The sequence below is a fragment of the Mesorhizobium sp. genome (assembly GCF_024509055.1).
Lineage (GTDB): Bacteria > Pseudomonadota > Alphaproteobacteria > Rhizobiales > Rhizobiaceae > Mesorhizobium.
Window position 1 is genome coordinate 1 of record NZ_JANINM010000255.1, and the last position, 18,925, is coordinate 18,925.

Annotated in this window: 24 protein-coding genes; 9 read left to right on the forward strand and 15 right to left on the reverse strand. The window is 65.3% G+C overall.

What is annotated here, in order from left to right:
• The 4 genes from Q0L57_RS12305 to Q0L57_RS12320 all read right to left on the reverse strand — a co-directional run.
• Positions 1-547: penicillin-insensitive murein endopeptidase (locus Q0L57_RS12305; RefSeq protein WP_296742993.1), on the reverse strand; the 547-nt coding region annotated here is incomplete at its 3' end.
• A gap of 118 nt (positions 548-665) precedes the next feature.
• Positions 666-1,571 carry an SDR family oxidoreductase gene (locus Q0L57_RS12310; RefSeq protein ID WP_296742994.1) on the reverse strand — a complete coding sequence of 302 codons (906 nt, stop codon included), beginning with the start codon at positions 1,569-1,571 and terminating at the stop codon, positions 666-668.
• Entirely contained in the window at positions 1,571-2,722 is a 1,152-nt protein-coding gene (gene queG, locus Q0L57_RS12315; protein ID WP_296742996.1) for a tRNA epoxyqueuosine(34) reductase QueG, read from the reverse strand. Before queG ends, Q0L57_RS12310 begins: the two co-directional genes overlap by 1 nt.
• On the reverse strand, positions 2,703-3,395 hold the full coding sequence (locus tag Q0L57_RS12320) for a glutathione S-transferase family protein (RefSeq protein ID WP_296742997.1): 693 nt from the start codon (positions 3,393-3,395) through the stop codon (positions 2,703-2,705). Before Q0L57_RS12320 ends, queG begins: the two co-directional genes overlap by 20 nt.
• 209 nt (positions 3,396-3,604) lie before the next feature.
• Between Q0L57_RS12320 and Q0L57_RS12325 the strand changes: the two genes are divergently transcribed.
• Entirely contained in the window at positions 3,605-4,411 is an 807-nt protein-coding gene (locus Q0L57_RS12325; protein WP_296742999.1) for an undecaprenyl-diphosphate phosphatase, read from the forward strand.
• A 93-nt stretch (positions 4,412-4,504) separates the two neighbouring features.
• Here the strand turns inward: Q0L57_RS12325 and Q0L57_RS12330 are convergent, their stop codons facing one another.
• Both Q0L57_RS12330 and rsmI read right to left on the reverse strand, forming a co-directional pair.
• Positions 4,505-4,882 (reverse strand): YraN family protein, encoded by a 378-nt coding sequence (locus Q0L57_RS12330; protein WP_296743000.1) that lies wholly within the window; start codon positions 4,880-4,882, stop codon positions 4,505-4,507.
• Positions 4,875-5,771, reverse strand: a complete 897-nt coding sequence (rsmI, locus tag Q0L57_RS12335) for a 16S rRNA (cytidine(1402)-2'-O)-methyltransferase (protein WP_296743002.1) — start codon at positions 5,769-5,771, stop codon at positions 4,875-4,877. The genes Q0L57_RS12330 and rsmI overlap by 8 nt, the downstream gene beginning before the upstream one ends.
• Before the next feature lie 207 nt (positions 5,772-5,978).
• Here rsmI and Q0L57_RS12340 point away from each other — a divergent pair, with 207 nt between their 5' ends.
• Positions 5,979-6,167 carry a hypothetical protein gene (locus Q0L57_RS12340; protein WP_296743003.1) on the forward strand — a complete coding sequence of 63 codons (189 nt, stop codon included), beginning with the start codon at positions 5,979-5,981 and terminating at the stop codon, positions 6,165-6,167.
• A 223-nt stretch (positions 6,168-6,390) separates the two neighbouring features.
• Here Q0L57_RS12340 and Q0L57_RS12345 read toward each other — a convergent pair whose 3' ends face one another.
• The 6 genes from Q0L57_RS12345 to rph all read right to left on the reverse strand — a co-directional run bounded on the left by Q0L57_RS12345 (position 6,391) and on the right by rph (position 10,293).
• Positions 6,391-6,711: a low molecular weight protein tyrosine phosphatase family protein gene (locus tag Q0L57_RS12345; protein WP_296743005.1), complete on the reverse strand. Its 321-nt coding sequence runs from the start codon at positions 6,709-6,711 to the stop codon at positions 6,391-6,393.
• Between the two features lie 27 nt (positions 6,712-6,738).
• The gene (locus tag Q0L57_RS12350; RefSeq protein ID WP_296743006.1) at positions 6,739-7,059 is read right to left on the reverse strand and encodes a hypothetical protein; all 321 of its coding nucleotides are present in this window, start codon (positions 7,057-7,059) and stop codon (positions 6,739-6,741) included.
• A 94-nt stretch (positions 7,060-7,153) separates the two neighbouring features.
• Positions 7,154-8,326 (reverse strand): radical SAM family heme chaperone HemW, encoded by a 1,173-nt coding sequence (hemW, locus tag Q0L57_RS12355; RefSeq protein ID WP_296743008.1) that lies wholly within the window; start codon positions 8,324-8,326, stop codon positions 7,154-7,156.
• Entirely contained in the window at positions 8,323-8,985 is a 663-nt protein-coding gene (rdgB, locus tag Q0L57_RS12360; protein ID WP_296743009.1) for an RdgB/HAM1 family non-canonical purine NTP pyrophosphatase, read from the reverse strand. The genes hemW and rdgB overlap by 4 nt, the downstream gene beginning before the upstream one ends.
• The gene (locus Q0L57_RS12365; protein ID WP_296743011.1) at positions 8,985-9,395 is read right to left on the reverse strand and encodes a VOC family protein; all 411 of its coding nucleotides are present in this window, start codon (positions 9,393-9,395) and stop codon (positions 8,985-8,987) included. Before Q0L57_RS12365 ends, rdgB begins: the two co-directional genes overlap by 1 nt.
• Positions 9,396-9,576: 181 nt before the next feature.
• Positions 9,577-10,293, reverse strand: a complete 717-nt coding sequence (rph, locus tag Q0L57_RS12370; protein WP_296743013.1) for a ribonuclease PH — start codon at positions 10,291-10,293, stop codon at positions 9,577-9,579.
• A gap of 153 nt (positions 10,294-10,446) precedes the next feature.
• On the opposite strand from rph, the gene hrcA reads away from it, so the two are divergent.
• The 5 genes from hrcA to cysK all read left to right on the forward strand — a co-directional run bounded on the left by hrcA (position 10,447) and on the right by cysK (position 15,122).
• On the forward strand, positions 10,447-11,529 hold the full coding sequence (hrcA, locus tag Q0L57_RS12375) for a heat-inducible transcriptional repressor HrcA (RefSeq protein ID WP_296743015.1): 1,083 nt from the start codon (positions 10,447-10,449) through the stop codon (positions 11,527-11,529).
• Between the two features lie 33 nt (positions 11,530-11,562).
• On the forward strand, positions 11,563-11,760 hold the full coding sequence (locus Q0L57_RS12380) for a hypothetical protein (RefSeq protein WP_292580748.1): 198 nt from the start codon (positions 11,563-11,565) through the stop codon (positions 11,758-11,760).
• A gap of 119 nt (positions 11,761-11,879) precedes the next feature.
• Positions 11,880-13,229: a sorbosone dehydrogenase family protein gene (locus Q0L57_RS12385; protein WP_296743017.1), complete on the forward strand. Its 1,350-nt coding sequence runs from the start codon at positions 11,880-11,882 to the stop codon at positions 13,227-13,229.
• Between the two features lie 105 nt (positions 13,230-13,334).
• Positions 13,335-13,952, forward strand: coding sequence for a LysE family translocator (locus tag Q0L57_RS12390; RefSeq protein WP_296743019.1), 618 nt, complete (start codon positions 13,335-13,337; stop codon positions 13,950-13,952).
• A gap of 189 nt (positions 13,953-14,141) precedes the next feature.
• A complete protein-coding gene (cysK, locus tag Q0L57_RS12395) occupies positions 14,142-15,122 on the forward strand; it encodes a cysteine synthase A (RefSeq protein ID WP_296743020.1) in 981 nt (326 codons plus the stop codon).
• A gap of 21 nt (positions 15,123-15,143) precedes the next feature.
• Here cysK and Q0L57_RS12400 read toward each other — a convergent pair whose 3' ends face one another.
• On the reverse strand, positions 15,144-15,917 hold the full coding sequence (locus Q0L57_RS12400; RefSeq protein ID WP_296743022.1) for an alpha/beta hydrolase: 774 nt from the start codon (positions 15,915-15,917) through the stop codon (positions 15,144-15,146).
• A gap of 57 nt (positions 15,918-15,974) precedes the next feature.
• Here Q0L57_RS12400 and Q0L57_RS12405 point away from each other — a divergent pair, with 57 nt between their 5' ends.
• On the forward strand, positions 15,975-16,397 hold the full coding sequence (locus Q0L57_RS12405) for a MarR family winged helix-turn-helix transcriptional regulator (RefSeq protein WP_296743023.1): 423 nt from the start codon (positions 15,975-15,977) through the stop codon (positions 16,395-16,397).
• Positions 16,398-16,544: 147 nt separating this feature from the next.
• Positions 16,545-17,174, forward strand: coding sequence for a glutathione S-transferase family protein (locus tag Q0L57_RS12410; protein WP_296743025.1), 630 nt, complete (start codon positions 16,545-16,547; stop codon positions 17,172-17,174).
• 12 nt (positions 17,175-17,186) lie between these two features.
• Here Q0L57_RS12410 and Q0L57_RS12415 read toward each other — a convergent pair whose 3' ends face one another.
• Both Q0L57_RS12415 and Q0L57_RS12420 read right to left on the reverse strand, forming a co-directional pair.
• Entirely contained in the window at positions 17,187-18,434 is a 1,248-nt protein-coding gene (locus Q0L57_RS12415; protein ID WP_296743027.1) for a DUF6596 domain-containing protein, read from the reverse strand.
• Positions 18,435-18,444: 10 nt separating this feature from the next.
• Positions 18,445-18,810: a YciI family protein gene (locus tag Q0L57_RS12420; protein WP_296743029.1), complete on the reverse strand. Its 366-nt coding sequence runs from the start codon at positions 18,808-18,810 to the stop codon at positions 18,445-18,447.
• Positions 18,811-18,925: the final 115 nt, after the last annotated feature.

Here is an 18,925-nt window from a genome sequence, read left to right on the forward strand (position 1 = left end):
TCAAGAGCCGCGTATGCGCCGGCGTCCACAGCGCGTCCTTCACCAGATGCGTCTTCTCGTCGACCATCAGGGTGGCGCTCATGCTCTCGCGCTGCGCCATCGTCAGTGGGCGGCTCGGCATCGGCGTCAGCCAGATGTCGGCGTCGAGGCCGATCTGGTGCGAGGCGTGGCCGGTCGTCATCGGTCCGCCGCGCGGCTGCGCGACGTCGCCGATCAGCAGGCCCGGCCAGCCGTCGGCCACGGCGTCGCGCGACAGTTTCTCGATCAGCGCAATCATTGCCGGATGGCCCCAGCGGCGGTTGCGCGACGGGCGCATCACTTCCCAGGTCGGGCCGTCCAGCGGCAGCGCGACGCCGCCGGTGAAGCAGCCTTTCGAATAGAAGCCGAAGGATTGCGCCGGCGCCACGGCCGGCAGCTTCTTGGCGCCGAACAGATCCTTTGCCTTCTGATCGGCGGAGATAGCGCCGGCCGCCACCGCGGTCAGCGTCAGCAGCGCAAGCACCGCGGTCAGGAACGGCTTCCTGTCGGGCAGAGATCGCAACGTCATCAGGCCGGGTCCCCCTCCAGTCAATGCGCTAGAGCATGATGCCGAAAAGTGTGAAGCGGTTTTCGGGCGACATCATGCTCTAGGCGCGCGAATCATATCACGGCGCGCGCGGCCTCGGTCATGGGCGTTTCATCGGGCTGCGTGGCGCCCCGTCCCGCCAGTTGCCGTCGCTCCACATCCTCTCCAGCGCCACCCGATAGTTCGGATAGCGGAAAGGGTAGCCGGCCGCCTTGATCGCCGCGTTGGCCACGCGCTTGTTCTCGCCATAGAAGGAGCGCGCCATGGGCGAAAGTTGGGCGGTCTCGAAGGGAATTTCCGGCGGCGGCTCAATGCCCATCAGCCTTGCGGCATAGGCGACGACATCCTGCGGCGGCGCCGGCTCGTCGTCGGTGACGTTGAAGATGCCGCCGAGGTTCCTGTCGGCCAGGTGCCAGAGCGCGCCGGCGATGTCGTCGCAATGGATGCGGTTGAACACCTGTCCCGGCTTGACCAGCCGCCGCGCGGTGCCTTCCTCCAGATTGACCAGCGCGTTGCGGCCTGGACCGTAGATGCCGGAAAGCCGCAGGACCGCTACCGCATGGTCTGTCTCTTGCCCGAGTTCGAGCCACTCCCGTTCGGCTGCCACCCGCATCACCGAGCGTTTCGACACCGGCTTGCATTCGGCCGTCTCATCCACCCAGGCGCCGCCATGGTCGCCATAGACGCCAACGGTCGAGAGATAGCCGATCCATTCGAGCGCCGGCATGTTGGCCCGGATCGCATCGCCGACCGCGTTCAGCACCGGATCGCCGGCTTCGTCGGGAGCGACGGAGACGATCATATGCGTCGTATGTCGAAGCGCCTCGCCGATCTCGGCCGTCAGCGATCCTTCGAAATGCACCGGTTGAATACCTGCCCCGCGCAGCGCCTCGAACTTTTCCGGCGAACGAGTGGTACCCATGATCGACGCGCCCTGCTCGTTGCCTCGTGCAAAGGCTTTGCCGGAATAGCCGGCGCCGAAGATGAAAAAGCGTCTTTCGCCCATCAATGAACCTCTGCGGAATTACGCAAGCCCGCGTGCCACTCGTCGAGAACCGTTGCATCGGCTTCGGTTTTCGAAGCGGCGGCGGCAAGGTCGCCAAATTCGTCGCCGGAGAGCAGCCGCGACAGGGCCCAGATTGCCGCACCCCTCACCAAGGGCGATGGGTCGCCGAGCAGACCGCGCACGATGTCGGCCAACGAAGCATCGCCGGAATTTCCGGCTGCGGTCAGCACGTTGCGGACGAAGCGGTCGCGGCCGATGCGCTTGACCGGCGAGCCCGAGAAGAAAGAGCGGAAGGCCGCGTCGTCGAGCCGCAACAGCTCCGACAAGGCCGGCTCGCGCAGGTCGTCGCGCGCGGCGAGCTTGGCCTCCGAGGCGGCTTGCGCGAACTTGTTCCACGGGCAGGCGGCCAGGCAGTCGTCGCAGCCATAGATTCGGTTGCCGATCTTTTCGCGGAATTCGCGCGGGATCGGCCCCTTGTTCTCGATGGTCAGGTACGAGATGCAGCGCCGCGCGTCGAGCCGGTAGGGCGCCGGAAAGGCGTCGGTCGGGCACGCATCGAGGCAGGCGCGGCATGAGCCGCAATGGTCGATCTCCGGCGCGTCGGGCTCAAGCTCGGCGGTGGTGAAGATGGTGCCGAGGAACAGCCAGGAGCCATGCGCGCGGCTGACGAGGTTGGTGTGCTTACCTTGCCAGCCAAGTCCGGCGGCCTCCGCCAGCGGCTTTTCCATCACCGGCGCGGTGTCGACGAAGACCTTCACGTCGCCGCCGGCGCGCGCGACGATCTTGCCGGCGATCTCCTTCAGCCGCCCCTTCATCACCTCGTGATAGTCGCGATTCCTTGCATAGACCGAGATCGCGCCGCGATCGTGCTTTTCGAGGATATCGCGCGGGTCGTGGTCCGGGCCGTAATTCATCGCGAGCACGACGATGGAACGCACCTCCGGCCATAGCGTCGAGGGCTCGGCCCGTCGCTCGAGCGTCTCGGCGATCCAGTCCATCGAGCCATGGAAACCGTCGGCGACGAATTCGGCAAGTCGCGCCGGCGCCAAGGGGATGGCGTCCGGGCTGGTCACCGCGACGGCGTCGAAGCCGGCGCGCCGCGCCTCGGCGTCGATCAGCGCGCGCAGCTTCTCAGAAGTCGAGGTCCGCATAATGCGACACCGGCGACAGGCCGCGCACACGGTCGGAAAGCAGCGGCCGGAAGGACGGGCGCGACTTCACCCGCGTGTACCATTCGCGCGCCGCGGTATGCTCGCGCCAGTCGATCTCGCCCAGATAGTCTAGCACCGAAAGCGTCGCCGCGGCGGCGAGATCGGCATAGGTCACCTTGTTGCCGGCCAGCCAATGGCGGGTACCGGCCAGCCAGTTGGTGTATTTCATGTGCTGGCGGATGTTGGCGCGCGCGGCGCGGATCGCCGCCGAGTCCGGCGAGCCGCCGCCCGCCGTTTCCGGCATCACCGGCTTCAGCACGCGCTCGCGCACCAGGTGGCGGGTGACTTCGCTTTCGGCCTTCGCCAGATACCAGTCGGTCAGCCGGCGGATTTCGGCGCGCTGCATCGGGTCTTCCGCGAACAGCCGCCTTTCGCGTTTCAGCACGCCCCGCGTCTCGTCGAGATATTCGGCGATCACCATGGCGCCGACGATCGGCACGTCGCCTTCGGCAAGCAGGATCGGCAGCGTGCCGGCCGGGTTCAGCGCCAGGAACTCCTTGCGCCGCGTCCACGGCTTCTCCTCGATCAGGGCCAGCTCCTCGCCATACTCGCCAAAGGCGAGGCGGACGAAGCGGCAGGTTGCGAACATCGGGTGGTGGAAAAGCGTCAGCATGGTTCCGCGATACTAGCACTGGCGAATCGCCAGTGGCGCCGGTAAGTCTTGGCCGCCCGATTCCTGGGGCCGTCATGGTGTTGCGACCTATAGGGGGACTTCCGCCCCATGACAAGCAAGCCCCTTTGCCTGGAGCATGATGTCGTCCGAAAACCGCGTCACACTTTTCGGCGTCATGCTCTGGCCGTCATTCGAAAGCTGAGGTTGCCATGGAAAGCCAGACCATCGTCGAAGCGCTGTTGCTTGGCCTGTTGGAGGGGCTGACCGAGTTCATACCGGTTTCCTCTACCGGTCATATCCTGCTCGCCGGCCACTTCCTCGGCTTCGAATCGACCGGCAAGGCCTTCGAGATCCTGATCCAGCTCGGCGCCATCCTGGCCATCCTCAGCGTCTATTTCAGCAAGCTCTGGCAGATGCTCATCAAGCTGCCCAGCGACCCGCAGACCAGGCATTTCGTCATCGGCATCCTGCTCGCCTTCCTGCCGGCGGCGGTCATCGGCGCACTCGCGCATGATTTCATCAAGACGATTTTGTTCGAATCGCCCCGCCTGATCTGCATCATGCTGATCATCGGCGGCGTGGTGCTGCTGGTCGTCGACCGGATGAACCTCAAGCCGGTCTTCCATGACGTCGAGCGCTTCCCGCTCGGCCTTTACCTGAAGATCGGCCTGTTTCAGTGCCTGTCGCTGATCCCGGGCACCTCGCGCTCCGGCTCGACCATCGTCGGCGCGCTGCTGATGGGCGTCGACAAGCGGGCGGCAGCGGAGTTTTCTTTCTTCCTGGCGATGCCGACGATGGTCGGCGCCTTCGCCTTCGACCTTTACAAGAACCGCAACGTGCTGACCTCGGCCGACGTCCCGATCATCGCCGTCGGCTTCGTCGCCGCCTTCGTCACCGCGCTGTTCGTGGTGCGGTACCTGCTCGATTACGTCTCGCGCAAGGGCTACTCGCTGTTCGGCTGGTGGCGGCTCGTGGTCGGCATCGTCGGGCTGGCGGCGCTGACGGTCTGGGGGTGAGTGCAGGCCCTTGCCTCCGCGCCTTCGTCATCCTCGGGGTCTCCGCGACGCCGCTTCGCGGCTGCTTCGCCCGTGGATGACGAGGGGAGATACTCAATTCCTCCCATAAAACGCGTTCTCGACATGCACCGGCCAGCGCCAGGGCAGCACCGCTACCATGTCGAAGCGCATCGAAAGCCGCCCGTAATCCGGCTGGCGAGACAGCCAGAGATCGGCTGCTCCTTCGATGCGGCGCTCCGATTCGTGGCCGATCGCTTCCATCGCCTCCATCAGCGTGCGGCGCGCCTTGACCTCGACGAACAGCACGAGGTCACCACGCCTTGCGATGAGGTCGATCTCGCCGAGCTTGGTGCGGTGGCGGCGGGCAAGGATGCGGTAGCCCTTCAGCATCAGCGCCAGCGCTGCAAGCCATTCGCCGCGATGGCCGCGCTGATAGGCTTTTCGACGATGGCCGGCCGAACGTTTAGCCACCGTCGCCTTCCCTAAGCTCCAGCAGGCGCCTGTAGAGCGCCTGTTTCTGGCCACCGGTCATCTTCGCCGCTTCCGCCGCTGCCTTCGAGGCCGGCATTTCGGCGGCGAGCGACAACAGCAGCCGGTCGATGTCCGCCGGCTGCTCCTCAGCGGCTTCCGGGGGGCCGACGCAGATGACGATCTCGCCCTTCGGCGTGTCGGCCGCCGCATAATGATCGGCCAGTTCGGCGAGCGTGCCCGTGCGCATCTCCTCGAAGGCCTTGGTGAGCTCGCGTCCGATCGCGGCCTTTCGCGTGCCGCCCAGTGCCTCGACCATCGCGCCGAGCGTCTCCGCCAGCCGGCGCGGCGACTCGAAGAAGATCAGTGTCGCCGGCACTCCCTTGAAGCTTTCCAGCTTGGTCAGCCGCTGCCCTGCCTTGGCGGGCAGGAAGCCGGCGAACAGGAAGGCATCCGACGGCAGGCCCGAAGCGGTCAGCGCCGCGAGCGCCGCCGACGGTCCGGGTATGGGAACGACGCGGATGCCACGCTCCAGCGCCTCGCCGACCAGCCTGTAGCCGGGGTCGGAGACCAGCGGCGTGCCCGCATCCGAAATCAGCGCCACGCTCTGTCCGGCAGCAAGCGCCTCGATCAGCTTCGGCCCGGCCTCGCCGGCATTGTGCTCATGATAGGCCGTGGTGCGGCGGCGGATGCCGTAGCGTTCGAGCAGCACGCGCGAAACGCGCGTGTCCTCGCAGGCGAGGACGTCGGCGGCGGCCAGCGTCTCCAGCGCGCGCAGCGTGATGTCGGTGAGATTGCCGATCGGCGTCGCCACCAGATAGAGCGCCGGCTCCAACGGCCTTGCCGGCATCTCGGTCTGCCCGATCACATAGCTGCGTTTGTCGCTAGTCAAGGATCACCCTCCGCGCTCGGCAATTCCAGCAAGCGCCAACTTTTCTGCCCGGAATTGCACAAGAACAAAGGCTTTTGGCATGGCTCACGCCCGGTTGCAAAACGTGAGGTCGATGTAAGGAATTCGCCATGCCTTCGCCACAGTGAGGAACGAAACCCCTACAGGCGGATTTAACCCCTGATTCCCCGGAGGAGGCAGGACCGGACGATGCCCAATCGCTTCGACATCTTCATCAGCCGACTTGAAACCAAAACCGCCCGCGAGGGCATCCCACCACACGCCATCGCCATGCAGCAAGGCGCACGCCGCGACAAGGTCGATGTGAAGCCGGCCCGCACCGGCGAGGCGCATGGCGAGAAGAACCGCGGCAAGCACCGCCAGAAGCACGACGCCTAAAGCGTCCTCGACCTGCGTAAGTGGCGAAGATCACTCTCCCCTCGTCATTCCAGGGCGAAGCAAGGAGCGAAGCGACGCGCGCAGATCCTGGAATCCATGCCGTTACATCCGACGTTCCGCCAGCGGTGCAGATCCTGTCCCGCTGCGCCCTCCGCACAGGTCACGGCATGGATTCTCGGGTCAAGCCCGAGAATGACGAACGCGCTGGGGATCGCCGCAGCCTTCAGAGGTATCGCGACACCTTCACTTCCAGCAGCCGCACCAGTTCCGGGTCCATGAAAGCATAATCGTCGGGGATGTCGAGGCAGATCACCCGGGCGCCCTTCAGGCTCGACCGGAACTTCTTCTGCAGCTTGGCGCGGTGCGCCTTCTCCATGACGAAGATGATGTCGGCCCAGGCGACCAGCTCGTGCGTCAACGGATTGTCGGCGTCGTGATTGGTGCCGGCCGATTCGACCTCGATGTCGCGGCGCTTTGAAAACACCTGCTCCGCCGTCGGGCTGCGCAGCCGGTTCTGGCTGCAGACGAAGAGGACGTTCTTCAAGGCATCAGGCGATCGTGACAGACGCGATTACTCATCGAAGATATCTCGTATCGTTTTGTTCATTGGTAAGTATTGATCGAGAGTAAGTCCATTCAAGTCAAATTCTATCGAATCGTCTTTTGCGACAGCCCTCAAATTTATCCCTACGTAAGTCATAAAGTTACGCACAACGTCGAACTCGCTCAAGCCGGATGTCTTATGCTTTTTCGTTTTTTGGTTTCTGACGAACACTATTAATGCTTCATAGAAATCGGGATACTCACGAGATTTCGAGACCTCGGTCAATCCAAACTCAAAAACATCATCCGTGTTTAAGGTTCGCAGCGTCTCATGGATCAGGAACTTCATTGCAGGTTCCATTGGATGCAGGGCAATGGCATTCGGCTAGGCGGCCAAATAGCTAACATCATTGCCCAGACTGATAAATCCGTTGGCTGTTGCCTTACCTGGCCAGATCCGCCACCACCGCATCGAGCACGATCATGCCGGCGCTCGTGGCGCGGAGCCGGGCATTGCCGACCGGCGCCACAAGCCCTTCTTCCTGCAGCACCGAGAGCCTCTTGGTTGAAAGGCTCCGGCCGGCAAGCGTCTCGTAGCGCTGAAGGTCGATGCCTTCCGCCAGCCTCAACCCCATCAGCAGGAACTCGTCGGCCTCTTCGCCACGGGTCAGGATCTCGCCGCCGGTGACGCCATGGCCTTTGGCCTCGACCAGGTTGGCCCAGGTCTCCGGCATCTTTTCCGCGACCGTGACCGTGCGCCGGCCGCTCTCGACGAAACGGCCATGCGCCCCCGGTCCGACGCCGACATATTCGCCATAGCGCCAGTAGGTCAGATTGTGCCGGCTTTCCGCGCCCGGACGGGCGTGATTCGAAATCTCGTAGGCCGGCAGCCCGTGCGCCGCCGTCACCGCCTGCGTCAGCGCGTAGAGGTCGGCGGCGTGGTCGTTGTCGGGCAACGTGAATTTCCGTGCCGCGTAAAGCGCGTGGAAGGGCGTGCCTTCCTCGATGGTCAACTGGTAGAGCGACAGATGGTCGACGGCATAGCCGATCGCCTGTTCCAGCTCTGCCTCCCACGCTTCCGGCGTCTGCCCCGGCCGCGCGTAGATCAGGTCGAAGGACAGACGGGGAAAGATTTCGCGCGCCAGCCCGATGGCATGCAGCGCTTCCTCGACATTGTGCAGCCGGCCGAGGAAGCGCAGGTCCTTGTCGTTCAGCGCCTGCACGCCGAGCGAGACCCGGTTGACGCCGGCCGCCCGGTAGCCGCGAAAGCGCTCCGCCTCGACCGAGGAAGGGTTAGCCTCCAGCGTCACCTCGATGCCCGCCTGCACCGTCCAGTTCTTCGCCACGGCGTCCAGCACAGCCGCGACCGTTTCCGGCTTCATCAGCGACGGCGTGCCGCCGCCGAGGAAGATGCTGGTCACCTCGCGCGGCCCAGTGCGGGCGCGCATGGTCGCCAACTCGGTTTCGAAGGCGCGCGCGAAACGCTCCTGGTCGACCGGCTGGTGGCGGACATGGCTGTTGAAGTCGCAGTAAGGGCATTTGGCCGCGCAGAACGGCCAATGGATGTAGACCCCGAAGCCGGGGCTGCGGTCGAGCGGCATCGTCACCGTGGTCATGCCGGCCCTGGGGCGACCATATGCAGCCGCGCCTCAGCAAATTTCTGGAACGCGCGCGCCCGGTGCGACAAGGCAGTCGCCTGGCCGGGTTTCCAGCCGTGCTTTTCCTCGGCGCTCATCTCGCCGAAGGTCTTGTCGAAACCGTTGGGCAGGAACACCGGGTCATAGCCGAAGCCGAGCGTGCCGCGTGGCGGCCAGACAAGCGTGCCTTCGACCTCGCCGCGATAATATTCCGCATCGCCGTCCGGGAAGGCCAGGCAGATGACGGCGACGAAGCGGCCGGTGCGCTGCTCCGGCTCGGCCGCGCCGACGTCCTGCATCGCCGTTTCGGTCTTCTGCATGGCCATGCCGAAATCCCGGCTGCCGTCCGGCTTCTCGGCCCAGTTGGCGGTGTAGACGCCCGGCGCGCCATCGAGCGCGTCGACGCAGAGCCCGGAATCGTCAGACAGCGCCGGCAGGCCGGTCGCCTTCGCCGCCGCATGGGCCTTGATATAGGCGTTTTGCTCGAAGGTGGTGCCGGTCTCGTCCGGCTCCGGCAGACCGTATTCCCTGGCCGACTTCGCCTCGAAGCCGAACGGCGCCATCAGGTCGGCGAATTCGCGCAGCTTGCCGGCATTGTGGCTGGCGACGACGATCTTCTGTCCGTTGAGCGAATGCATCAAAAACCCCAGATCCTTGGCTCGGCAAACTCGATCGAATTGCCTGACGGGTCGCGGATATAGATCGAGTGGCCGCCCTGCGGCCATTCGAAATCGCTTTCGATGGCGACATTCTTTGCCGCGAGATGCTTGCGCCAGTTGGCGATCTCGTCAGCGCTTGCCGCGAAGCAGAGATGGCCCTCGCCTGCCGTGCCATGTGGCGGCACCTTCAGCCTGGCGTCCGGCGCAGGCGGAATTCTGGTCGCCTCCGCGTTGAAGAGCAGCAGCACGCCGCTGCCGCAGCGGAAGAAGACGTGGCGGCCTTCGACCTTGCCCAGCAACTCGAGGCCGATGATGTCGCGGTAAAAAGCTTCGGCGGCACTGAGATCGGTGACGTAGAGGGCCGATTCGAGAATTCCGGAGGGCGTCACGAGGCGCCCCCCTCTGCCCTGCCGGGCATCTCCCCCTCAAGGGGGGAGATTGGCGGTTTTGATGCCGCCGCACATCTTACGTTGGAGATTGGCGAAGCCCAAGCTGACATCCAATCCCCCCCCTTGAGGGGGAGATGGCCGGCAGGCCAGAGGGGGGTGCCCAGGCTCGGCATTCGAAATCCTACGCCACCGCCATCTGCTGCAGACTCACCAGCCGCGAAATGCCTTTCTTGGCGAGGCCCATCAGCGCTGAAAACTGCTCTTCCGAAAACGGCTCGCCTTCGGCGGTGCCCTGGATCTCGACGATGCCGCCCTTGCCGGTCATGACGAAATTGGCGTCGGTGCCGGCGGAGGAATCCTCGAGATAGTCGAGGTCGATGACCGGCTGTCCGTCATGGATGCCGCAGGAGATCGCCGCGACATGGTCCTTCAGCACCTTGGAGACGCTGGCCATCTGGCGCGCTTCCATCCAGCGCAGGCAGTCATGGAGCGCCACCCAGCCACCGGTGATCGAGGCGGTGCGGGTGCCACCATCAGCCTGGATCACGTCGCAGTCGACGGTGATCTGCTGCTCGCCCAGCGCCTGCAGGTCGACCACGGCGCGCAACGAACGGCCGATCAGCCGCTGGATCTCCAGCGTGCGGCCGCCCTGCTTGCCGGCGGACGCCTCGCGCCGCATGCGCTCGCCGGTCGAGCGTGGCAGCATGCCGTATTCGGCCGTCACCCAGCCCTTGCCCGAATTGCGCATCCAGGCCGGCACCTTTTCTTCCAGGCTCGCCGTGCACAGCACATGCGTGTCGCCGAACTTCACCAGGCACGAGCCTTCGGCATGCTTGGAGACGCCGCGCTCGAAGGAGATGGCGCGCATTTCGTCGGCTTGGCGTTTGGAGGGGCGCATAACGGCTCTTTCTGTTCTTTTGGATTTGTCGGCGGCTTGTAGACGCATGCGGCGCACGGCGCAAAGGAAAATGGCTGGATGGCCGAACGCGGCACCGGGTTGCGCCGGAGGGGTTGGAGTCTATATCTTTTCTAGCGGAGGTTCTTGGTTCGGATGAACAAGGCAGTCGATCCAACGTCGCAGTCGCCCGTATTGCAATCGCTTGACATGCGCTCGCGCGACATTTTCAGGCGGATCGTCGACTCCTACCTGCGCGACGGCGAGCCGGTGGGCTCGCGCAGCCTGTCGCGCATCATGCCCTCCTCGCTCTCGCCGGCCACCATCCGCAACGTGATGAGCGACCTCGAGCATCTGGGACTGATCTACGCCCCGCACATCTCGGCCGGCCGCCTGCCGACGCAGACCGGCCTGCGCTTCTTCGTCGACGCCTTCATGGAGCTCGGCGACCTCTCCGACGACGAACGCCGCGTGATCGAGGCGCAGGTGCGCGCCTCCGGTTCGGGCGCCACGCTGGAGCATATGCTGACCGAGGCCAGTCAGATGCTGTCCGGCATGTCGCGCGGCGCCGGGCTCGTGCTCGCCGCCAAGAACGAGGTGGGGCTGAAGCACATCGAATTCATCCAGCTGGAGCCCACCAAGGCGCTGGCAGTGCTGGTGTCGCAGAGCGGCGATGTCGAGAACCGCGTGGTCGACATCCCCGCCGGCATCACCGTCTCGCAGCTGCACGAAGCCTCCAACTTCCTCAACGCGCATATTCGCGGCCGCACGCTCGCCGAGGCGCGGGTCGAGATCGCCCGTATCAAGGACGAGACCAGGGCGGCCCTCGACACGCTGTCCCAGGAACTGGTGGAGAAGGGCCTCGCTGTATGGGCCGGCGCCGACAGCGGCCTGCCGGCGCGCCTCATCGTGCGCGGCCGCGCCAACCTTTTGGAAAATGTCACCGCCCAGGCCGATCTCGAATTGCTGCGCCATCTCTTCGAGGACCTGGAAACGCAGGACGGGCTGCTGCAGCTTCTCGACCTCGCCGAGGAAGGGCCTGGCGTGCGCATCTTCATCGGCTCGGAAAACAAGCTGTTTTCGCTGTCCGGCTCGTCGCTGGTCGTCGCGCCCTATCGCGACAAGGACGCCCGCGTCATCGGAGCGCTCGGCGTCATCGGGCCGACGCGGTTGAACTATGCCCGCATCGTGCCGATGGTGGACTACACCGCCCAGCTGATCTCGCGCATGTTGAGGTGAGCTGGCGGGAATTGCCGCAAGGAGGGTGGAAAAATGGCGCTTGAATCGCTGAAGGCTCAGATCAGCCTGCTGCTCGAGGAGATGGTCAACCAGCCCGAGGACGAGCACGAGATACAGGAGCAGCTGCGCGAGAAGCTCAGGGAAATGCGGGCAATGGGCCTGCCTTTGCCGGCCGACCTCGTCGCGCTGGAAAAGCAGCTCGACGACGACCTCGACGTCGAAGAGAACTGAGTTGCTGGCGCCCTCACGTCAAATCTGCGTGCTGGCGCTTCTCTTTTAGAGCGTCTGCCCAATATCGCTTGTTCGCCGGCGCCGGCCGAACCAGCGCGTCGGCAACGACGGAGGACAGCATGTTGCGGATTGCCGGCTACGCGGGTCTCGCTCTGTTTCTGGCCACCACTGCCTTCGCCCAACAGGCGGATCAGCCCTTGCTGACCGGTGAAAAGGCCTTTGGCGACTGGAAGGCGGACCATCCCGGCGTGCGACGCCTCATCAAGCCGGACGATTTGCCGAAGCCCTATGCCACTGAATCCGCTTCGAACGGCCCCAGCGTCGGCGATCGCCCCGAAGGCGCCAAGCCGAAGGTGCCGGCCGGCTTCACCGTCGAGCTGGTTGCTTCCGGCATAGGCAATCCGCGCGTCGTGCGCGTGGCGCCGAACGGCGATCTCTTCGTCGCCGACAGCATGTCAAACCAGGTCCGGGTCTACCGGCTGGCGCAAGGCAGTGCGAAACCGGCTGAGAAATCTGTCTTCGCCAAGGGCCTCACCCGGCCCTATGGCATCGCTTTCTATCCGCCGGGCGACAAGCCGCAATGGGTCTATGTCGCCAACAGCAACAGCGTCGTCCGCTTCTCCTATCGTGATGGCGATATGGAGGCCTCCGGCAAACCGGAAACCATCGTCGAAAAGATACCGGCCAATCATCACTGGACGCGCGACATCGCCTTCTCGCCCGACGGCAAGACCCTCTACCTGTCGGTCGGCTCCGGCTCGAACATCGCAGAGGATATGGGCGCCAAGCCGAAGGGCGGCCTCGACGCGTGGGCGAAGGCGCAGCCTTTGGGTGCGGCCTGGGGTTCGGAGGCCGGACGCGCCGACGTGCTCGCTTTCGATCCGGACGGCAAGAACCGCCGAACGGTCGCCACCGGCCTGCGCAACTGCTCCGGCATGACGGTGCAGCCGGCGACGGGCGCGCTCTGGTGCGTCGTCAACGAGCGCGACGAGCTCGGCGACAACGTACCTTTCGACTATGCGACGAGCGTGAAGGACGGCGCTTTCTACGGTTGGCCCTGGTATTATGTCGGCGACAATGAGGACCCGCGCCACAAAGGCGCGCGGCCCGATCTGGCCGGCAAGGTCACGATCCCGGACGTGCTCGTGCAGGCGCATTCGGCGCCGCTCAACATCGCCTTCTACGACGGTGGCAATTTCCCGGCCGAGTACAAGGGCGACGCCTTCGTCGCCTTGCATGGCTCCTGGAACCGCAATCTGCGCACCGGCTACAAGGTGGTTAGGCTAAGATTCAAGGACGGCAAGCCGACTGGCGAGTATGACGATTTCGCCACCGGCTTCGTCGTCTCCGACGACGAGGTCTGGGGACGGCCGGTTGGTGTCGCGGTGGCGAAGGATGGCGCGCTGATCGTCACCGAGGACGGCAACGGCACCATCTGGCGCATCACGCATGGCGATGGTCCGTCCTGACGCGCGGTGACCGTGTGGCGGCTGGCGCAATCGAATCCAGCTCTCGGGGAGTTCATCCCGGCTCGGATTTGTGCAAAAAAGTCGTCCCGATCCAGGATCGAAATCATGACAGTCACCGGATTTCTCGCCTACAGCGCTGCCCTCGGCGTGGCCGCCGCCATTCCAGGGCCCGGCGTCACCGCGCTTGTCGCGCGTGCATTGGGCTCGGGCTTCCGCTCGGCGCTCGCCATGTCCTTCGGTCTGATGCTCGGCGACATCACCTATCTCACCGCTGTGGTGCTTGGCCTCGCCTTCGTCGCGCAGAGCTTCGGCATGGTCTTCCTCGCCATCAAATGGGCCGGCGTCGCCTATCTCGCCTTCCTCGCCTGGCGTTTCTGGACCGGCGGCATCTCTCCTGAGACGATCGAGGCGCGCAAGGGCAAGGGCGGCTTCGTGGCGAATGTCGTCGCCGGCCTGACGCTGACGCTGGGCAACCCGAAGACGATGATCTTCTACCTTGCCATCACCCCAACCATCGTCGACCTGAAGACGATCACGCTGGCCGACTACGGCATCCTTGTCGCGATCACCGTCGCCGTGCTTTTCGTCGTGCTGGTGCCCTACCTGGCGCTGGCCGCCAAGGCGCGCTGGTTCCTGAAGTCGCCGCGCGCGCTGAAGGCGCTCAACCGCACCGCGGCCGGCTTCATGGTGGGGGCGGCGGCGGCAATCGCCGCGCGCCAATAAATCTCGACCTCCCCGGCGACCGCGTCCGCCAAATCATTCCGCAAACGGACCGATCCGGAAAATGCATTTCCGGCATGGCCTGGTTTTGAGCAACCGGCCCACTCGGATATTTTCGGCCGCCGGCCTATCTTGCGCGGCTGAAAACCCTATTCTGTTTGCCTGTCGCCTTTTGCCTTGGGAGCGAAACCAATGAACAAGCCCGTCACCTCCGCGCGCGTGCCCGGCCGGGGCCGCGTCTTCAATTCGATCACCGAGACGATTGGAGACACTCCGCTGGTGCGGCTCGACAAGTTCGCCAGGGAAAAGGGCATCGTCGCCAATGTCATGGCCAAGCTCGAATTCTTCAACCCGATCGCCTCGGTCAAGGACCGCATCGGCGTCGCCATGATCGAGGCGCTGGAGGAAGCCGGCAAGATTTCGCCCGGCAAGACCACGCTGATCGAGCCGACCTCCGGCAACACCGGCATCGCGCTGGCGTTCGCCGCCGCCGCCAAGGGCTACAAGCTCATTCTGACCATGCCGGAGACCATGTCGGTCGAGCGCCGCAAGATGCTGGCGCTGCTCGGCGCCGAGCTGGTGCTGACCGAGGGGCCGAAAGGCATGAAGGGCGCCATCGCCAAGGCGGACGAGCTTGCCGCAACGCTTCCCAATGCCATCATCCCGCAACAGTTCGAGAACCCGGCCAATCCGGAGATACATCGCCGCACCACGGCCGAGGAGATCTGGAACGACACCAATGGCGAGGTCGACATCTTCGTTGCCGGCATCGGCACTGGCGGCACCATCACCGGCGTCGGCCAGGTGCTGAAGAAGCGCAAGCCCGCGCTGCATGTCGTGGCCGTCGAGCCGGAGGCTTCCCCGGTGCTCTCTGGCGGCCAGCCCGGCCCGCACAAGATCCAGGGCATCGGCGCCGGCTTCGCGCCGAAAATCCTCGACACCACGATCTATGACGAAATTGTCCGCGTCTCGAACGAGGATTCGGTCGCCAATGCGCGGCTCGTCGCTCGCCTTGAAGGCGTGCCGGTCGGCATCTCCTCGGGCGCCGCGCTGCAGGCGGCGGTCGTTGTCGGCTCGCGGCCGGAGAACAAGGGCAAGAACCTTGTTGTCGTCATCCCGTCCTTCGCCGAGCGCTATTTGTCGACGGTCCTGTTCGACGGGCTCGGCGCCTGACGCACAAAGGGGCGGCAGGCGTCACAGCCTGCCGGCGAAGCGCTCGACGAGGCCAACCACCGCGTCGAGCCGCTCCACATGCGGAAAATGTCCGGCCTCGGCGATCCCGTGAAACTCGGCGCCGGCGATGCTGTCGGCGTAGCGCCGGCCGTAGCCGATATCCACGATGCGGTCGCTCTCTCCCCATACGACGGCGGCCGGAACCGGCATCCGCGCCAGCCGCGCTCTGAGAGCCGGGTCGTGCATGAAATGCTCGCCGGAATAGAGCCGCAAGTTGCGCTGGTTCTCCGCCATCGTGGCGATGGCGTCCGGACCTGCTGGCGCCAGTGCATAGCGTTGCGGATCGTGAAAGGCGAAAGCCGCCCGTTCCGTGGGCGGCAAGGTCGTCGGGTCGACGATAGGCTGCCCCGCCGGGTCCGGATCGATCCCAACCGCATTGAGAAGGATCAGCCCGGCGATCGAGGGTGAGTTCCGCAGCGCCATCTCGGCGCCGATCCAGCCGCCGGCGGAATTGCCGATGAGGACGACATCCTTCAGGTCGAGCCGATCGATCAGGGCGAGATAGGCGAGCGCCAGGTCGGCTATCCTGGAAAAGGCTTCCGGCCTTGGCTCGCCGTCGAAGCCCGGATGCGTCGGCACGATGGCGCGACCGCTTCTTGCCAGCGCCTGCGCCAGACCCGCCATCGAGCCGGCCCCGGCGCCTCCATGCAGAAGCAGGAAGGTTCGTACCTTGCCTTCGTCCGAGATCGCCAAGGGTATGGTTCCGGCCAACAGGCTCAAGCGTTGCTTCGGCATGGTTTCGACCTCCGTTTCGACTTGACTATATAAACATCCTTATATAAATTTATTGATATGTCAAACTCACCTGAAACGCTCGCCCTTTCGATCAAGAAGCTCCAGCATCGCCACCACCGCGCGCTCGACGGGGTTTTGGCCGGGCTGGGCATCAGCCTGGTTCAGTGGAATGCCCTTCGCGAGATCGATCGCAACCCTGGCGCCACGATGCATCGCCTTGCGGAGCTGACATTCAATTCAGATCAGGCGTTCGGCACGCTGACGACCCGCTTGATCCGCCAGGGTTGGGTGGAGCGGCAGGTTGGCCCAGGCCGCGCCAACGCCCATCGCCTGACGCCATCGGGCGAAGCTCTCTTAAGCGACGGACGTGAGCGCGTTCTCGCCGTGTTCACCAGATCCTTCGCGCCCCTTGACGAATCCGAACGCGGAACGCTGAAGCGGCTGCTCGACAAGATGCTGGAGCATGGCTTGGGCGACTGACGGCGCCGCATAGGCTGCGCACGAAGCCGCCCGGCACGCTGGACCGCTGGAAAGCTTGGGCTGGCTGCCACCGACACCTTGAGCTGACCCTTGCTTCCGGCTCATATCGCCGCCGGCCTGAGAGAAACGGCCAGCGGGAGGATTTCCATGTACAAGCTTTATACGCGGCCTGGCAGCGGCGGCTTCGTGGTCGAGGCAGCGCTTGCCATGGCCGGCGTGCCTTTCGATCAGGTCGACGTGCCGAAGAAGGACCCGCCCGACCCGGCTTTCCATGCCATCAGCCCGCTGAACCAGGTCCCCGTGCTGACGCTTCCGGACGGCCGTTCGATCACCGAATCGGCGGCGATCTGCATCCTGCTCGCCGAGCGCCACCCGCAAGCGCTTCTCGCGCCCGAACCCGGGTCGGCGGCGCGTGCCGATTTCCTGCGCTGGATGGCCTTCATGTCGTCGGTGCTCTACCCGGCGGTCCTGAGGTTCTACTACGCCCATCGCTACACATCCGACGCCGAGGGCGTGCGGTCGGTGAAAGAGGCGGCGATAGCGGAAATGGATCGCGGCTTCGCCATCGTCGACGACGCGCTCGCCGGCCGGGACTGGCTGGCGGGCGAAACGCTGTCGCTGGCGGACGTCTACCTCGTCATGCTGGCCGCGTGGCATCCCGACACCGAGAGGGCTCGCATGGCCTGGCCGAACATCGAAAGGCTGTGGAGCAAGTTGCGCCAGCACGAGTTGATGCGGAAGCTCAATGCGTCGCATGAGATGTGGCCACAGGAGTAGGCGCGGGCCTTCTCAGTTTTTGACGAGCTTCGCCCTTTCCCCCTGCAGGAAACGGCGCAAGGCGGCATCACGCTCGAGCCCGATTGCCTGGTCATAGGCCCCGGCGGCTTCGGCTGTTCTGCCCAACCTCGCCAGCAGGTCGGCCCTAGCGGCCCAGTAGGGCTGGTATTCGGCAAGCCGCCTGTCGTCGCCGATCGCATCGAGTGCCGGAAGGCCCGCCGCCGCGCCTTCGTCTTCGGCGATGGCGACGGCCCGGTTGATCGCCACCACCGGTGAGCCGGCGACGGCCTGCAGCGCGTCGTAAAGCTGGCGGATAGCCGCCCAGTCGGTGCGCCCGCTCCGTCGTCGTGCCGTATGCGCCGACTGCACGGCGGCTTCCAGCTGGTAGCGGCCGATCATTCCCTTCGTCGCGGCGCTGCCCAGCAGGGCTTCCGCCTCGTCGATCAGCCTGTCGTCCCAGAGCGTGGTGTCCTGCCTAGCCAGCGGCACGAAGTCCCCCTCGGCGTTTCGCCGTGCCGCCCGCCGCGCCTCGGCGAAAAGCATCAATGCGAGAAGTCCCAATGCTTCCGGCTCGCCCGGCATCAGGGACGCCACGACGCGGCCGAGCCAGATGCCTTCGGTGGCGAGGTTGCGGCGCCGCGTTTCGGTGCCGGCCGGATCGGACCAGCCCTCGGCGAAAGTGGCGTAGATCGCCTCCAGCACGGCGTCGAGCCGCTCGCCGAGTTCGGCCCGCTCCGGCACGCGGAAGGGAATGCCCGCCTCGCGGATGCGGGTCTTGGCGCGCACCAGGCGCTGGCCCATCGTCGCCGGCGACACCAGGAAGGCCGAGGCGATCGTGGCGGCGTCGAAGCCGAGGATCGTCTGCAACATCAGCGGCGCGCGCACGCTGGCCTCTATCGCCGGATGGGCGCAGGCGAACATCAGCCTGAGCCGCTCGTCGGGCAAATCGTCATTCGTCACGCGCGCCTCCACCTCTTCGGCGATCAGCTGCAGGTGGTCGCGGGCCGCCTCCCCGGTCAGTCGCCGCCGCACCGCGTCGACGTCGCGGCGGCGCGCCACCGCCAGCAGCCAGGCCTCCGGTTTTTCGGGAACGCCGCTTTTCGGCCATCGCTCCAGCGCGGCCGCGAAGGCTTCCGCCAATGCATCCTCCGCGCCGGCGACGTCGCGCATGCGAGCCGCGAGCCAGGCGACCAGCTTGCCGTAACTCTGACGGGCGGCCGCCTCCGCCGCCGCCCGCGCCATTTCCGAGCGACCATTCATCGGAACGTTGTTAGCCGGGCAAATACTCGGTCATTTCCCAGATAGGCCGCACCTCGACCGTGCCTGTGCTGGCCGCCGGACAACGCGCGCCCCATTCGATGGCCGTGTCGATGTCCGTCGCTTCGATCATGTAGAAGCCGGCAAGCTGCTCCTTGGTGTCGGCATAAGGGCCATCGAGCACATTGGTCTTGCCATTGGCCATCCGCACCGAGGTGGCCGCCTGGGTCGGCCGCAACCGGTCGCCGGCGAGCCATGCGCCCGACTTCTTCAGGGCTTCGGTGTAGGCGCCGTAGGCGGCGAGGGTCTGTTCGATCTGGTCGCGCGGCGTGCTCGCCATCGCGGCCTCGTCATTGTAGATCAAAAGCATGTATCGCATGGGTCTTCTCCCGTTTCTCGAAGGCCGCGTCGTCGCGGGCCGACCTATGTCGAGCGGCCATCGCCGATTTCGACAGGCTCCGCGAAAATTTTCACCCCTTGCCGCCTGTCGCGCA